Annotated in this window: 12 protein-coding genes; 4 read left to right on the forward strand and 8 right to left on the reverse strand. The window is 73.8% G+C overall.

Annotated elements, in window-relative coordinates; translation table 11 throughout:
• Nucleotides 1-65 precede the first annotated feature (65 nt).
• From Q7L73_RS02725 to Q7L73_RS02735, 3 genes are read right to left on the reverse strand one after another with little or no spacing between them, the layout of a single operon-like run.
• Nucleotides 66-1295, reverse strand: a complete 1230-nt coding sequence (locus tag Q7L73_RS02725) for a glycosyltransferase (protein ID WP_304685966.1) — start codon at nt 1293-1295, stop codon at nt 66-68.
• Entirely contained in the window at nt 1295-2116 is an 822-nt protein-coding gene (locus tag Q7L73_RS02730; protein WP_304685967.1) for a hypothetical protein, read from the reverse strand. The genes Q7L73_RS02725 and Q7L73_RS02730 overlap by 1 nt, the downstream gene beginning before the upstream one ends.
• Nucleotides 2113-2955, reverse strand: coding sequence for a glycosyltransferase family 2 protein (locus Q7L73_RS02735; protein ID WP_304685968.1), 843 nt, complete (start codon nt 2953-2955; stop codon nt 2113-2115). Before Q7L73_RS02735 ends, Q7L73_RS02730 begins: the two co-directional genes overlap by 4 nt.
• 184 nt (nt 2956-3139) lie before the next feature.
• On the opposite strand from Q7L73_RS02735, the gene Q7L73_RS02740 reads away from it, so the two are divergent.
• Together Q7L73_RS02740 and Q7L73_RS02745 are read left to right on the forward strand one after the other, a co-directional pair.
• Entirely contained in the window at nt 3140-5254 is a 2115-nt protein-coding gene (locus tag Q7L73_RS02740) for a hypothetical protein (protein ID WP_304685969.1), read from the forward strand.
• 38 nt (nt 5255-5292) lie between these two features.
• Entirely contained in the window at nt 5293-8073 is a 2781-nt protein-coding gene (locus Q7L73_RS02745; protein ID WP_304685970.1) for a hypothetical protein, read from the forward strand.
• Nucleotides 8074-8129: 56 nt separating this feature from the next.
• Here Q7L73_RS02745 and Q7L73_RS02750 read toward each other — a convergent pair whose 3' ends face one another.
• From Q7L73_RS02750 to Q7L73_RS02770, 5 genes are all read right to left on the reverse strand, one after another.
• On the reverse strand, nt 8130-9119 hold the full coding sequence (locus tag Q7L73_RS02750; protein ID WP_304685971.1) for an NAD(P)-dependent oxidoreductase: 990 nt from the start codon (nt 9117-9119) through the stop codon (nt 8130-8132).
• On the reverse strand, nt 9116-10402 hold the full coding sequence (locus Q7L73_RS02755; protein ID WP_304685972.1) for a nucleotide sugar dehydrogenase: 1287 nt from the start codon (nt 10400-10402) through the stop codon (nt 9116-9118). Before Q7L73_RS02755 ends, Q7L73_RS02750 begins: the two co-directional genes overlap by 4 nt.
• Nucleotides 10403-10415: 13 nt before the next feature.
• A complete protein-coding gene (locus Q7L73_RS02760) occupies nt 10416-11279 on the reverse strand; it encodes a WecB/TagA/CpsF family glycosyltransferase (RefSeq protein ID WP_304685973.1) in 864 nt (287 codons plus the stop codon).
• Between the two features lie 188 nt (nt 11280-11467).
• The gene (locus tag Q7L73_RS02765; RefSeq protein ID WP_304685974.1) at nt 11468-12973 is read right to left on the reverse strand and encodes a glycosyltransferase family 39 protein; all 1506 of its coding nucleotides are present in this window, start codon (nt 12971-12973) and stop codon (nt 11468-11470) included.
• Nucleotides 12974-12977: 4 nt separating this feature from the next.
• A complete protein-coding gene (locus Q7L73_RS02770; RefSeq protein ID WP_304685975.1) occupies nt 12978-13784 on the reverse strand; it encodes an FkbM family methyltransferase in 807 nt (268 codons plus the stop codon).
• A gap of 81 nt (nt 13785-13865) precedes the next feature.
• On the opposite strand from Q7L73_RS02770, the gene Q7L73_RS02775 reads away from it, so the two are divergent.
• Entirely contained in the window at nt 13866-14996 is a 1131-nt protein-coding gene (locus tag Q7L73_RS02775; RefSeq protein ID WP_304685976.1) for a glycosyltransferase family 1 protein, read from the forward strand.
• A 35-nt stretch (nt 14997-15031) separates the two neighbouring features.
• Nucleotides 15032-16003 (forward strand): GDP-mannose 4,6-dehydratase, encoded by a 972-nt coding sequence (gene gmd / locus Q7L73_RS02780; protein ID WP_304685977.1) that lies wholly within the window; start codon nt 15032-15034, stop codon nt 16001-16003.
• The last annotated feature ends 6 nt before the right edge of the window (nt 16004-16009 follow it).

A 16009-nucleotide genomic window follows, 5' to 3' on the forward strand; every position in this document is an offset into this window, starting at 1 on the left:
TGAGCGGCAAACACCGCTGGCAGGAGCCGGTGTCAGCGCATCGCTCTGGCGCGTCGGCGCTGCGCTCAGCGGGCGAGCGCGCGGCGGTACGCGGCGACGGTCGCGGCGCCGCAGCCGGGCCAGGTGAAGCGCGCCTCGACGGTCGCGCGCGCGGCGGCGCCGAGCGCGGCCCGCTCCGCGTCGTCGCGCAGCAGGCGGTCGATCAGCGCGGCGAGCGCGGCGGGATCGCGCGGCGGCACGGTCAGCAGCCCGCCGCCGAGCGCGGCGATCTCCTGCGGGCCGTCCTCGCCGGCGCAGCCGATCGCCGGCACGCCGCCGGCCATCGCCTCGACGTAGGCGACGCCGAACGCCTCGTCGACGCTCGGCAGCACGAACAGGTCGGCCGACTGGGCGCGCTCGCGTGCCTGCGCCGGCGGCAGCTGGCCGCGGAAGCCGACCCGCTCGGCGACGCCGAGCTGGCGCGCGAGCTGCTCCAGCGCCGGCCGCTCCGGCCCGTCGCCGACGATCTCCCAGCGCAGCGCCGGATGGTCGGGGACGAGCCGCGCCAGCGCGTGCAGCACGTCGGCGTGGCGCTTGCGCGCGACGAGGTGGCCGACGGTCGCGAGGGTCGGCGGGCGGCTCGCGGGGGCGGAGGCGAGGGCGCCAGGCGCGGCGGAGGCGTCTGGCACGGCGGAGGCGGCGGGCAGCGGCGGCAGGTCGGTCCCCAGGTGGACGACCTCGACCTTGTCGGCCGTCGCGCCGGCGGCGCGGCAGCGGACGGCGGTGCCGGCGCTGTTGGCGAGCACCAGCTTCGCGTGCTCGAAGCTGCGCGCGACGGTGCGGCGGGCGTAGGGGCTGCGCTCGATCGTCGCCAGCACGTCGCCGCCGTGGACCGAGACGACCAGCGGCGCGCCCGGCAGCGCGCGGCGGACGGCGTCGCCGGCCGGGACGGCGTAGTGGGCGTGGACCAGCTCGAACGGGAAGCGCGCGTGCAGCTCCCGCAGCGCGCGCTTCAGCGCCGGCGCCGCCCACGCGCCCCAGGCGCCGTAGCTCCACGGCCGCGGCGGTGAGACGTACGGCACGTAGGTGACCTCGATCCCGTCCAGCTCGACGCGCCGCGGCTGGCTCGACGCCGTGCGCAGCGCGCCGAGGTCGAGCCGCTTGACGGCGGCCAGCGGCGGCAGCGGGCGGTGCAGCACGAGCACGCGCACATCGGCGCCGGCGTCGCGCGCGGCGAGCGCCTGGCGGTGCGCCCAGACGCCGAGCACGGGGTCGCTGGCGCGCGGGTACAGCTCGGCGACGATCGCGACGCGCACTACCAGCCCCGGTGGGTCGTCAGCGTGCGCTGCGCCTCCGCCGCCGTCACGTGCGGGCGCTCGGCGAGGAAGTCGCGCGCCTCCGCGACCGCCGCCTCGCGCCGGTAGCTGTCGGCGATCGGGCGCAGCACGTGCCGGATCGGGGTCGCGTCGACGACGCCGATCGGCCAGCCCTGCTCGCGCGCGACCGCGCCCCAGTGAGCGTCGAGGCCCCAGCCGGCCTTCAGCTGCGGGAACGGCAGCAGCGTCTCGAAGGTGCTCGCGTGCAGCGCCGTCAGCGGCCCGATCTCGACGAAGCCGGTCTCGCGCGCGACGCTGCCGCCCTGGCGTCTGGTGACGCGCCAGGCGGCGTGCGAGCGGCGGCGGTGGGCCGGCTGCGCCAGCCGCAGGTCGAACCGCTCGGCGAGGAACAGGAAGCGGTCGAGGAAGCCGTGTGGCAGCGCGACGTCGTCGTCGAGCAGCAGCAGCCAGTCGCGCCCGCCGGCGGGCGTGCGCTCGAGCAGCAGGTTGAGGTTCTCCCACTTGCCGCGGCCGCCGACGTCGGTCGTCTCCAGCGTGACCTCGTGGCGCGAGCGGGCCAGCTCTGCGCGCGCCTGCGGCAGCAGGTTGGCGCGGTCGGTCCGCTCGATCGCCAGCACCAGCACGCGGCGGCGCGGCGGCGCGGCGGCGGCGGCGCGCGCGAGCCGCAGCGGCTCCAGCGCGGCGACGCGGCGGGCGTCCAGCAGCGCGTCCTCGACGCGCGTGCGCACGTTCAGGCGGATGCCGCCGACGATCCCCGACTCGCCGGAGGCGAACGGGTTCTCGCTCTTGGCGGCGCTCATCGCGGTCTCACCGTCTGCGCGATCCGGCCGGCGCTGTGAGCGGCCATCACGACGCCGTTGAGGCAGCGCCGCCGCGGCACGTGCCAGCAGCAGCCGGCGAGCGTCCGCAGCTCGCGCGCGAGCGACGGCGCGACGCCCTTGCGCGCGTCGGTGCGGCGGCCGGCGCGGCCGCGGAAGAAGGCCGCGCGCGAGAGCGCTCTCAGCGTCGCGTCGGACGGCGTGCGGCGATGGTCGAGGCCGGCGGCGGCGACGTAGCGGATGCGGCCGCCGGCGGTGCGGTGGCGCTCCTCCCACTCCTCCTCGTCGCCGCCGACCGGGATCGTCTCGTCGAAGCGGCCGGCGGTCTCGAAGGCGCCGCGGCGGATCGCGATGTTCGCGCTCCAGGCCAGCGGCACGTCGACGTCGGCCGGGCCGGCGTCGAAGGCGGTGATCGGCGCCGCGTCGCGGCCGCAGGCGTGCGGTCCGCCGCCTTCCAGGACGGCGCGGATCGGGCCGGTGAAGACGTCGACCTCGGGCGAGGCGTCGGCCGCCGCCAGCAGCGCCGGCAGCCAGCCCGCCGGCGCGCGCACGTCGTCGTCGACGAAGATCAGCAGCTCGCCCTCGGCGGTGTCGATGCCGGCGTTGCGCGCGGCGTTGGGGCCGCTCGGCGCCGGCAGCGTGACGACCTGCGCGCCGTGGCGCTCGGCGACGGCGGCGCTGGCGGCGTCGGGACCGTCGAGCACGACCACGATCTCGGCCCCGGCCGTCCGCGCCTGCGGCGCGATCGACGCCAGCGACACGTCGAGATAGCCGGGTCGGTCGCGCGTCGGCACGACGATCGTGGCGGAAGGGACGCGCATCGCCTCGGAAACAGTAGAGCGGCGTCTCCGCGCGAGTCGCGCCGTCCGGCTTGACAACCAAAAACTCACCGTTCTATGGTGACGCCAGTCCCGGAGTGAACGGTCGCGTTTTTCCGGCTTCATGGAGAGAGATGAGCGAGGTGGCCGCTGGACCGGGCGCGCGCTCAGGAGGAGGCACACACGGATGACCCTGGTGAAGACGCTCGCCGCCGCCGCGGCGGGCGCGGTCGCGGCGCTCGCGGGAGCCGCAGCGCCCGCGCAGGCGGTCGACGACTGTCCCAACGCAGCGATCCGCGCGCAGCAGGGCTCCACGCGCCTGCCGGACTGCCGTGCCTTCGAGCTGGTCTCGCCGGCCGACAAGAACGGCAACAAGATCCAGCTGATGAGATTCGTCTCGCCGGCGGGCGGCGTCCTCCACTTCCGCTCGCCCGGCGTGTTCGCCGGCGGCAGAAGCAACATCGGCGCCGACTTCGCCGCGCATCGCACCGACAACGGCTGGATCACCACCCCGTTCGTGCCCGCCCTCCGCGGCGACCGCATCCCGCGGCTGGCCGACTCACCCGTTGCGCTCGCCTTCTCGCAGGACTTCACGCAGGCCGTCGTGAGAACGGCGTACCCGCTCTATCCGTCCGACACGGGCGGATCGGCGCGCGCGCCGAGAGTCTCCGCCGACCTCTTCCTGGTGAGAGGCGACGGCAGCCACAGCTGGCTCAGCAGCGGCTCGCCCGCGACCGACGCCTCGATCGCCGAGGTCCGCTTCGTCGCAGCCTCAGACGACCTCTCCAGCGTGCTGATGCAGAGCGGCCGCCGGTACGACCCCGCGCTGCCGGACGAGTCGGTCGAGCACCTCTGGATCCGCCGCGGCGACCGGCCGATCGCGCTCGTGAGCGTCGGCCCCGACGGCCAGCCGCTGCCGGTCACGCCGGGGACGGCGCTGATGGCCGACGACGGCTCGCGGATCGTCTTCGAGTCCGAGCCGGCCTTCTTCGGAACGGCGAGACTGCTCGTGCACGACCCCGTCAGCGGGACCACGACCGAGCCGGCCTTCGGGTCCGCCAGACGCGTCTGCGAAGGGGCCGAGATCGCCAAGCTCAGCCCAGACGGGCGCCGGCTGATCTTCCGCTGCACGACGCAGTTGACCGGTGACCCGTCGGCGGGGTCGACGGCCCTCTACCGCGCCGATCTCGACACCGGCGCGGTCACTGCGCTCGGGATCGAGGGCAGCCTCCTGGCCGCGACCGACGACCTCTCCGAGGGCTATGTCAGCGGCTACGTCGACGGCGTGGGGGCGATCTGGCGGTTCGGCGACGGCGCGCCCAGATCGGTGGCCAGACAGAGCCCGGTCGTCAGCCAGGAAGCGCTGTCGCCCAACGGCGAGTACTTCGCCTTCAAGACGGGCGGCGACCTCGGCTTCCCCACCGGCAGCCTCTTCGGGGAGACCTACCTGTACTCCAACCCGACCGGGCAGCTCGCCTGCATCACCTGCACGCCGGAGGGGAACACGGCGGACGACAGCGGCTACCTGGCGGCCGACGGCATCGACACACATGGCCAGGTCAGCGACGCGGGCGACGTCTTCTACACGGCCGCCTCGTCGCTCGTGCCGACCGACGTGAACGGCAGATACGACGCGTACGTGTGGCACGCCGGGAGACCGCAGCTGCTCAGCTCGGGCACGGCCGCGACGGCCGCGTCCGTCGTCGGCGCCTCCGACGACGGACGCGAGGCCTACCTGATCAGCTCCGAGCGGCTCGCGCTGCAGGACGTCGACAACGGCGTCCCCGACCTCTACGCCGCGAAGGTCGGCGGCGGCTTCGCGGTGCCGGCCGCCGCGCCCGAGTGCGTCGGCGACTGCCAGGGCGAGCCGCAGCCGTTCCTGCCGCCGGCCGACCCGGGCACCGCGCTGTTCGCGGGCCCGGCCGATCGCGACGACCCCGCCGCGCCGCGCGTCACGAAGGTCTTCGGCACCACGCCGCTGAGCGGCAGAGCGCTCGCCGGCTGGGCCAGGAGCGGTCGCACGGCGCTCGCCGTCGAGGTCTCGCACGCGGGCACCGTCAGAGCCGTCGTGCGGGCGAGGATCGGCAGACGCGCCGGCGTCGTCGTCGCCTCGGCCACGCGCAAGGCGACGGGCGGCGGGAGCGTCCGCCTGACACTGCGGCTCTCCAGCGCGGCGCGCAGACAGCTGCGCAGACAGGGCTCGCTCAAGCTCGCGCTGCGGGTCTCCTACTCCGGCCGGCCGGGCGTGCAGCTGACGACGCTCACGCTGCGCGCGCCGAGCACGCGAGGTGCCGCGCGATGACCCGCCAGATCGATCAGACCGAAGGGAACGCGTCACGCATGCGCACGACCAAGCGACGGCTCCGCGGACGGACGGCGCGCGCCGGGATCGCGACGATCGCGGGCCTGCTGGCCTCGCTGTCGCTCGCGGGCGCGGCACCGGCCGCCGAGTACGGCGAGAACTACGGCGTCGAGACCTTCACCGCCAGAGCGGTCGACCTCGTCGACGACGGCGCCGGCGGCCTCGTGCTCGGGGACGAGGTCACGCAGGCCGGGGCGCATCCGGACCTGCTCGTCGTCGACATCAGAATCAGAGGCAGAAACGTCAGCACCGGGCCGCTCCCGCAGACGATCCCCGACGGCACCGCGAAGGACATCGAGCTGGAGCTGCCGCCCGGCATCTACGGCAGCGCCGTCGCCACGCCCCGCTGCCCGATGTCGGCGTTCATCGATGGCAGATGCGCGCCGCAGACGGCCGTCGGCAAGCACGTCCTCTCCTACGCCGCCGCCCGCGGCGATGACATCCAGGGCTCGGTCGTCTACAACGTCGTGCCGCCGGAGGGCGTCGTCGCGCGCTTCGCCTTCAACGTGATCGCCGTCGACGTGGTGATGGACATGAAGGTCAACAGCGACGGGCGCTACACGCTGCAGACGAACATCCGCGACATCTCGACGGCGCTGGCGCTGCTGCGCTCGCAGACGTACCTGTTCGGCGTCCCGGCCGCGTTGAACGGGCCGGGCACCCTGCTCGGCGCCCTGGGCGACCTCGGCGGGCCCGGCGGCGGCGAGCAGATCCCGATGCTGACGCTCGCGTCGCAGTGCGGGCCGGCGCTGCCGGTCCAGCTGCGCACGCGCTCGTGGGAGCGGCCCGAGACCTGGGTCACCGCCGCCTACACCCCGCAGGACGGCATCTCCGGCTGCGACCGGCTGACGTTCGAGCCCGACTTCGCGGCCACGCCCGACAGCCCGCGCGCCGGCGTGCCGGCCGGGTACGAGATGCGCGTGACGGTGCCGCAGAACCTGCGCGGCGACGGGCTCGCGACGCCGTCGGTGCGGACCGTCAGCGTCACGTTGCCCGAGGGCACGGCGGTGTCGCCGTCGAGCGCGCAGGGGCTCGTCGGCTGCTCCGACGCGCAGGCCGCGCTGCTGAGCGAGGCGGCGTCGAGCTGCCCGTCCGCGTCGCGGATCGGCTCGGTGCAGATCGACACGCCGCTGCTCGCGGGGCCGCTGGAGGGCGGCGTCTTCCTCGGCACGCCGCTGTCGATGAGATCGCAGACGGGCGAGATGCTGCGCCTGTTCCTGATCGCCAAGGGCCACGGCGTGACGATCAAGCAGGAGGGGCGGATCACGCCCGACCCGGTCACGGGCCAGCTCCATGCCGTCTTCGACGGCGCGCCGCAGCTGCCGTTCTCGGCGCTGACGGTCCGCCTCGACGGCGGGCCGACCGCGCCGCTGACGAACCCGCGCACGTGCGGGACGCACACGACCACGAGCGAGATCACGGCCTGGTCGGGCCAGGTCGCGACCACGACCGACACGTTCGAGATCACGCAGGACGCCAGCGGCAGAGCGTGCGCGCCGCTCGGCTTCGCGCCGTCGTTCGTCGCCGGCATGGGCAACGCCTCGGCCGGCGCCGCGTCGACGTTCACGCTCGCGTTCGGGCGCGACGACGCGCAGCAGGACCTCGGCGACCTGTCGGTGAGCCTGCCCGCCGGGATGATGGGGATGGTCGCCGCCAGCGACCTCTGCGACGACGCCTCCGCCGCGGCCGGTACGTGCGGCGAGTCGTCGCGCATCGGCAGCGTCGGGACGGCAGTCGGCGCGGGCCAGAACCCGTTCCAGCTGAGCGGTCGCGGCGTCTACCTGACGGGGCCGTACAAGGGCGGGCCGTTCGGCCTCTCGATCGTCGTGCCGGCGGTCGCCGGGCCGTTCGACCTCGGGACCGTCGTCGTGCGGGCCGCGATCCACGTCGACCGCAGAACGGCGGCGCTGAGCATCGTCTCCGACCCGTTCCCGACGATCCTCGAAGGGATCCCGCTGCGGATGCGCCAGGTGACGGTCGCGATCGACAAGCCCGGCTTCATGGTCAACCCGACCTCCTGCTCGGAGAAGCGGATCGGCGGGGTGCTGCGGTCGAGCACGGGCACCGCCGCGAACGTCGGCTCGCGCTTCCAGGTCGGCAACTGCCGGGCGCTGCCCTACGCGCCGAAGCTGGCGCTGCAGGTCGGCGGCAGAGGCCGCACGCGCAAGGGCGTCACGACGCCGCTGACGGCGCTGCTGCGGATGACCGACGGCCAGGTCAACAACCGCGTCGTGACGGTGAAGCTGCCGAGAACGCTGAACTCGCGGATGGAGGTGATCCGCGACGCCTGCACGCTCGACCAGTTCGAGGCCGGCGCCTGCGACAAGAACGTCGGCACCGCGACGGCGACGACGCCGGTCCTGCGCAACCCGCTGACGGGCACGCTCCAGCTCGTCAGAAACCCGGCGCGCAGACTGCCGGACCTGATGGTGCGGCTGCGCGGAGCGGGCCGTGAGGCCGGCGTCACGATCGACCTCACCGGCAAGATCACGATCCCGCGCGACCTGTCGCTGCAGACCTCGTTCGACACGATCCCGGACGTGCCGATCCGCAGCTTCAGACTCAACCTCGTCGCCGGCAGACGCGGCGCGATCGGCGTCACCCGCAACCTCTGCGCCGCGGCGACGAGACGCGGGCTGGTCTCGCAGCTCTCCTTTCGCGCGCAGAGCGGCCGGCTGGAGCAGGCCGGCCAGCGGCTGAACGTCGCCGGCTGCGGGGCGAGAGCGACCGCGAAGAAGAAGGCGCTGACGAAGCGCTGAGCAGGGGACACGGCGGGCGGCCCGAGCGGCCGTCCGCCATCCGCCGCGGCGTGCGGCTACTTCCCCAGCGAGCTGAGGTGGCTGCCCTGCGTGAGGTCCTGCTCGCGCAGCCACGCGACGGTCGCCGCGATCCCCTCGCGCACGCCGATTCTCGCTTCCCAGCCGAGCAGCGCTCTCGCCTTCTCGACCGACGGCCAGCGGCGCACGACGTCGACCTCGAAGGTCGGCAGGTGCTCGAGCTGGAAGGCGCCGGGGTCCTCGCCGCACTCCTCCCAGATGATCCGCGCCGTCTCGGCGATCGTCAGCTCCTCGGAGGCGGAGACGTTGAAGTCCTCGTTGAGGGCGGCCGGGTGGCCGGTCGCGACGACGATCCCGTCGGCGATGTCGTCGATGTGCGTGAGCGTGCGCGTCTGCGTGCCGGAGCCGAAGATCTGCAGCGGCTTCTGGCCGCCCAGGACCTTCTTGATGACGTCCGGGACCATGTGCGCGATGCCGGGCTCGGGGTCGGGCATCTCGCCCGGTCCGTAGGCGTTGAAGGGGCGGCAGATCGTGTACGGCAGGCCGTGCTCGACGTGCGCGGCGCGGCAGTAGATCTCGCCGGTCAGCTTCGAGAAGCCGTAGGCCGACGTCGGCACCGGGCAGCTCGGCAGGTAGGCCTCGGTCGTCGGGTACTCGGTCGCGTTCTCGAACACCATCGAGGAGGAGACGTACGTGAAGCGCTCGACGCCGAGGTCGATCGCGGCGCGGAAGACCCCGTTGTAGAGGCCGTTGTTCATCTCCGTCAGCGTGTACGGCAGCTTGTGGAAGTTGCCGATCCCGCCGACGATCGCGGCGAGGTGGATGACGAGCGGGCAGCCGTCCATCGCGGCCTTCGCCTGCTCGACGTCGCGCAGGTCGCCGGTGTGGATCTCGCAGCCCTCGCGCATCCACTGCGGCGCCTCGCGCTGGTCGGAGACGCGCACCTCGTAGGCGGGGTCGCGCAGCAGGCGGCGGACGACCGCGGCGCCGATCGTGCCGGCGCCGCCAGTGACGAGCACGCGCGTCATGAGCGCGTCGGCTCCGTGCCCGCGAGCGCGGCCAGCTCGTCGGCGAACGCGAACACCTGGCCGCTGCCGAGGCAGTTCCAGGGGTCGACGACGAGCGCGCCGTCGGTCGCCAGCGCGGCTATCGCCTGCGTCGTCTGCGACGAGGAGAACTCGGAGTGGTTGGCGGCGACGATCACGACGTCGGCGTCGCGCAGCGCCTCCTCCAGCGGCTGCGTCGGCGAGGCGACGTGCGGGTCGTGGACGGCGACGTCGGCCAGCTCGCGCTCCAGCAGCCGCACGAGCTTGTGCGCGAGCGAGTCGCGCTCGTCGTCGGTGTCCTTCTTGAAGGCGAGCCCCAGCACGGCGACCTTTCTGTCGCGCAGCGAGCCGCCGGCGATGCGGCGCTTGAGGCCGGTGACGAGGAAGTTCGGCACCGACTCGTTGACGCGCGAGACGGCCAGCAGCATGCCGGGCGCGTTCGAGCGCTCCTCCGAGAAGGCGAAGTCCTTGCGCAGGCAGGTGCCGGCGGTGAAGCCGGGCTGGGCGAGGCCGCCGCGCGGGTAGTCCTTGTTGACGAGGTCGATCACGTCGAAGACGTTCGCGCCGTACTGCTCGCAGTCCATCATCAGCAGGTTCGGCAGCGCGAAGGTCGTGTAGCGCATGATGTTCGCCCAGATCTTCGCCAGCTCGGCCTGCACCGGCGTCGTCTGCACGATCTCCGCGTCGAAGACGCCGAACAGCCGCGCGGTGCGCGCGCCGGCCTCCTCGCCGACGCCGCCGATGATGCACGGCAGCGTGTCGATCTCCTCGAGGAACTTGCCGGCGGCGATCCGCTCCGGCGCGTGCGCGACGAAGACGTCGACGCCGGAGCGCAGGCCGCGCTTGCGCTCGAGGTAGCCGGCGACGAACTCGGTCGTGCCGGGCGCGATCGTCGAGCGCAGCACGATCGTCTGGCCCTCGCGCAGCAGCGGCAGCAGGTCGTCGAGGACCGAGCGGATGTCGCTCATGTCGATCTCGATGTGCGACAGCGAGGGCGTGCCGAGCGTCAGCACGATCGCGTCGGCGGCGGCCGCGTCGGCGACCGAGGAGGTCGTCGTCAGGCGGCCGGAGGCGTGGACGCGGGCGATCAGCTCGTCGGCGCCGGTCTCCATGAAGGGCATCCGGCCCTCGGCGATCGCGCCGAGGCGGGCGGTGTCGTTGTCGACGCCGATCACGCTCAGACCGCGGTCGGCGAAGCTGAGGGCGAGGGGGAGTCCGATCCGGCCGAGGCCGATGACCGCGACGTCGGGCGTGGTGTCGCTCATTGCCCGTGAGAGGCTAGCGGGCGGGGCGGTTGCGCCGTTCCGCGACCCACTGCTTCGCGAAACCGGTCACGAAGCGCGGGTTGTGACGGGCGTAGCGCTTCCACAGGCGTCTCGGCTCCTGCTTGAGCCGGTAGGCCCACTCGAGGCCGTTGCGCTGCATCCACGCGGGCGCCTGCGGGACGAGGCCGGCGTGGAAGTCGAAGGCGGCGCCGACGCCGATCAGGACCGGCGCGTCGAGCCGGTCGCGCATCGCGGCCATCCACTTCTCCTGCTTCGGCACGCCGATGCCGACCCAGACGACGTCCGGGCGGGCGCGGTTGATGTCGGCGGCGATCGCGTCCAGCTCCTGCTCCGACAGCGCGCGGAACGGCGGCGACCAGCCGCCGACGATGCGCAGGCCGGGAAAGCGCTGGCGCAGCCTCAGCGTCAGCTTGAAGAGCGCGCTCTGGTCACGCCCGCCGTAGAGGTAGTGGCGCTGGCCGCTGGCGGCGGCGCGGGCGCAGGCGCGCGCCATCAGCTCGGGGCCGTAGACGCGGCTGTCGATGTCATGCCCCAGCGCGCGCAGCGCCCAGGCGAGCGGCTGGCCGTCCGGGACGGTGAAGGCGGCGCGTGCGACGGCCGCGCGCAGCGCCTCGTCCTCGCGCGCCTCCATCACCGTGTGGACGGCGGCGACGCAGACGTACTCGCGCGCATCGGCGGCGACGGCGGCGTCGATCCAGTCGAGCGCGCGCTCGTAGTCGGTGACGGCGAGCGGCAGGTCGAGCACGGGGACCAGCTCGACCGGCGGCAGCTCCGGCGCGGGCGACGCCGGTGCAGGCGGCGCGACCCGGTCGGGCGCGTAGGAATGGGGGATGACGTCGAAGGAAGAGGTGGACATACGCGGTCGCCGTAGCGACGATTGGAGGAGACTTCCGCCAACTCCAACGGGCCAAACATCCGAAGGTTGCGCGGTTGCTGCGCGAATTCCTGCAACCACCCCGCGCGGCTGCGGATTCGCCTGTCTTGCTGAAGTTTAGGGCAAGGGACGGCGCCGGCCCTGCACGATCGCGCCCAGTGTGACGGACGTCACCTTCCGGCCGGCAGCAGATCGACCGCCGGCGGCAGCTGCGAGAAGCGCACGGCCGCGACCCGCTCGGGCACGACCACGGTGGGCGTCGGCTGGCGGAATCTGAGCAGCTCGTAGGTGCTGGTGCGGGTCCGTCTCGGCGGGCCCCAGGCGCCGTCCGGCAGGGCGCTGCCGACCTGCGGCGGCAGCACCGGCGGGTCGCCGGGGCCGGGCGAGCTGGCGACCGTGACGACGTCGACGGCGCGCAGCGGCAGGCCGGCCCACGGCACCATCCGCAGCTCACGGCGGTAGTAGCGCAGCGCGACGACGCCGTTGGCCGGCGAGACGACGACGGCGCGGTCCTCGGGCGCGTCGCCGAGCGCCTGCGCCAGCCCCTTCCAGTCGGGCCGCTGGTACTGCTTGTCGGCCGCGACGGCGATCACGACCGCGACCGACAGCGCGCACAGCGCGGTCAGCAGCGCGAGGCCGGCGCGCGCGCCGCGGCCGGGGGCGACGGTCGCGAAGCCGGTCGCGATCGCCGCCGCCAGCGGCACGACCGCCGGGATCAGGTTGCGCGCGTTGAGGTAGTCGGCGCCGACGACCGCGCCGGCGAGCGGAAGCGCCAGCCCGCACAGCCCGATCGCGCCGACCAGCAGCGCCCGCTCGCGCACGCGCCGCTCGGCGTGCCGCGCCAGCAGCCACAGCCCGCCCGCCACCAGCGCCGCGCCGAGGATGCCGGTCGGCAGCGCCCCCGGGCCGCGGTAGCCGAGCAGGAACTGCTTCGGGATCTGCGCCAGCCGCGTCGCGACCGCCGCGCCGGCGATGTCGTAGGGGTTGTCGCGCTGCGCCAGCAGCAGCGGCAGCAGCGCGGCTGCGACGACCGCCAGCGCGGCGACGGAGGCGAGCACGGCGCCGCGGCGCGGATGTCTCCACAGCAGCCAGACGAGCTGCGGCGCGAGCACGAAGCAGGCGAAGTAGTGGCTGCAGAGCGCCAGCGCCGACAGCAGCGTCCACCACGCCAGCAGGCGCGGGCGCGGGTCGTCGAGCGCGTGCAGGAACAGCAGCAGCCCGGCGGCGCTCAGCAGCGCCACCAGCTCGTAGCTGCGCGCCTCCTGCGAGAACCAGATCAGCAGCGGGTTGACGGCGATCAGCGCCGCCGTCGCGAGCCCCGCGCGGGCGCCGCCGATCCGGCGCCCGAGCGCGAACGCGACCGGCACGAGCGCGATCCCGGCGAGCGCGGAGACGAGCCGCAGCCCGACCTCGCCGTCGCCCGCGGCTCTGACGGTCAGCCATTCGAGCACGTAGAAGAGCGGCGGATTGCTCTCTCTGTGCGGCAGCGCTCTGAGCATGTCGCCGAACGGCAGCTGCGTCAGCTGCCAGGTGGCGGCCTCGTCGAACCAGATGCTCTGCAGCCCGAGCGTCGCGAGCCGCAGCACGGCGGCGAGCACGACCAGCCCCGCCAGCGCGGGCCACGGCCCGGCCGGCAGGTCCCGCTCGCGCACGCTCCGGACTGCCGCCGCGCTCACGTCGTCAGTCGACCCGTGCGAAGAGCGCGTCCTGCGGCGTCAGCTGCTCGACGAAGCGGTAGCGCTCGCCGAGCACGTCGGCGAGCGAGCCGCGATCGCCCTCGTCCCACGCCTCCATCAGCAGGTAGCGGGGCGCGTGGCGGTCGAGGTCGAGGCCGCGCAGCGCCTGCGGCTCGTAGCCCTCGAGGTCGAGCGACATGAAGTCGATCGCCGGCGAGCCGAGCTGGTCCAGCAGCGACGACAGCGTGCGGCCGGGGGCGGAGACGAGCATCTCCGGCTCGAGCCCGAGGCGGAAGGCGCTCTGGACGTACTCGCGCTCCTCCGCGGCCGAGCCCTTCGAGCCGGCGACGACCGACATCAGGCCGCCGTAGCGCAGCTCGACGCTCGTCCCCTCCAGCTCCGGCGCGACCAGCGCGGCGTGGACGACGTTCGAGCCGGGACGCTCCAGCACGGCCTCGCGGTGGAGGTGCGGGATCGGCTCGACGAGCAGCCCGCGCCAGCCGCGGAAGCGCTCGAGGTAGTAGGTGTTCGACTGGTCGAAGCCGTCGTTGGCGCCGGCCTCGACGAAGAAGCCGCGCTCGATCTCGGCGAGGTACGGCTCGAGCTTGGCGTCGAGGTCGTACAGCGCCGGGCGCGACAGGTGCTGCTCGCCGCGCGCCTCGGCCGCGCGGCGCGCCGTGCGGCTGCGCTTGCGCGTCCAGCGCATGTAGGCGGGGCCGGCGCCGGAGCGCGCGAAGATGCGCGAACGGTGGAGCGCCGAACCGAGGCGCTGCTTCCACGGCGGGATGTAGTTGGGATCTCTGCTCGCCACGCACAGCACCGTAGCGACTCGCCCCGATGCCCGCCCGGCGCGGCGCGGGCGCGCGCGACCGCCGTCTGCAACGCTTCGCCCGTGCTCGGACGACGACAGCGCCCCCACGACGGCGGCCCGCTCACGATCGGGCTCGACTGCCGCGCGGCGGTCGAGGAGCGCGGCGGCCGCGGCACCGTCGTGCGCGAGCAGCTGCGCACGCTCGCGGCCGGCGACAGCGATCACCGCTACGTCCTCTACGCCCGCGAGCGGTGGGAGGAGGTCGCGCTCGACGAGCGCTTCAGGTGGGCGCTGCTGCCGGCGCCGGACCCGCTCTGGCACCTGCGCGCCGCCGATCGCATCAACGGCCGCTGCGACGTCTACCTGTCGACCAACAGCTACCTGACGGCGTGGTTCCTGCGGATCCCGTCGGTGCTGATGGTGATGGACATGACGACCTTCGACCGCAGGCTGGTGCCGAAGCGCAGCTCGATGTGGATCGAGCGCGCGACGCTGCCGCTCGCGCTGCGCCGCACCGCCGCCGCGATCTGCATCTCGCAGGCGACCGCCGACGACCTGATCGCGCACTTCCCGAACGCCGCGCCGCTGGCGGTTGTCTCGCCGCTGGCCGCCTCCGAGCAGTTCGCCGGCGCGACCGACGCCGACGTCGCGCGGGTGCGCGAGCGGCATGACCTCGACGGCCCCTACGTGCTGTCGGTCGGGACGCTGGAGCCGCGCAAGAACCTGCCGCGGCTGATCGAGGCGTTCGCCTCGCTGACGGCGCAGCAGCGCCACGGCGCGAGACTGGTGCTGGTCGGCGCGCGCGGCTGGGAGCGGTCCGAGCTGGACGCCGTGCTGGCGCGCCACGAGCAGCTCGTGCAGGTGCTCGGCTTCGTCGACGAGGAGGACCTGCCGGGCCTCTACCGCGGCGCCGAGCTGTTCGCCTATCCGTCGATCTACGAGGGCTTCGGGCTGCCGCTGCTGGAGGCGATGCACGCCGGCACGGCGGTGCTGACCTCGCCCGTCTCGAGCCTGCCGGAGGTCGCCGGCGAGGCGGCCCTCTACGCCGACCCGCACGACGCCGGCGCGATCGCGGAGGCGCTCGCGCGCGGCCTCGCCGACGACGCGCTGCGGGCGCGGCTGGCGGCGGCCGGACGTGCGCGGGCCGCGACCTTCTCGTGGGAGCGGCACGTCGACGAGACGCTCGCCGTGCTCACCCGCGCCGTCCGCTGACGACGGGTCCGACGCCCGTTGCGTAGGCTGCCCGGATGGCTTCACGCAAGAGAGCGCTCATCACCGGGATCACCGGCCAGGACGGCTCCTACCTCGCCGAGCTGCTGCTCGAGCAGGGGTACGAGGTGCACGGGATGGTGCGCCGCGCGTCGACCGAGAAGTTCGACCGCATCGAGCACCTGCGCGACCGCATCACCCTCCATCAGGGCGACCTGCTCGACCAGCGCTCGCTCGTCGACACGCTGCGCGCGGCGGCGCCGGAGGAGATCTACAACCTCGCCGCGATGAGCTTCGTCGCGCTGTCGTGGGTCCAGCCGACGCTGACCGCCGACTTCACCGGCGTCGGCGTCACGCGGATGCTCGAGGCGGTCCGCGAGGCGGCGCCCGAGGCCCGCTTCTACCAGGCCTCCAGCTCCGAGATGTTCGGCAAGGTGCGCGAGGTCCCGCAGAACGAGGAGACGCCGCTCTACCCGCGCTCGCCCTACGGCGTCGCGAAGGTCTACGGCCACTTCATCACGATCAACTACCGCGAGTCCTACGACCTCCACGCGACCAGCGGCATCCTCTTCAACCACGAGTCGCCGCGCCGCGGGCTGGAGTTCGTGACACGCAAGATCACCTGGCACGCGGCCGCGATCAAGCTCGGCCTGAGGGACGAGCTGGCGCTCGGCAACCTCGACGCCAAGCGCGACTGGGGCTACGCGAAGGACTACGTCAAGGCGATGTGGCTGATGCTGCAGCAGGACACCGCCGAGGACTTCGTGATCGCCACCGGCCAGACCAACACCGTGCGCGAGTGCGTCGAGGTCGCCTTCGACGAGGCCGGTCTCGGCAGCTACGAGAGATACGTCCGGATCGACCCGAGATTCGTCCGTCCGGCCGAGGTCGACCTGCTGATCGGCGACCCGTCGAAGGCGAAGCAGCAGCTCGGCTGGGAGCCGGAGACGACCTTCGAGGAGCTGATCCGCCTGATGGTCCGCGCCGACCTCGAGCTGCTCTCCGCCTGAGGCCGG

Origin of the sequence: Conexibacter sp. CPCC 205762 (assembly GCF_030646155.1) — a bacterium.
Lineage (GTDB): Bacteria > Actinomycetota > Thermoleophilia > Solirubrobacterales > Solirubrobacteraceae > Conexibacter.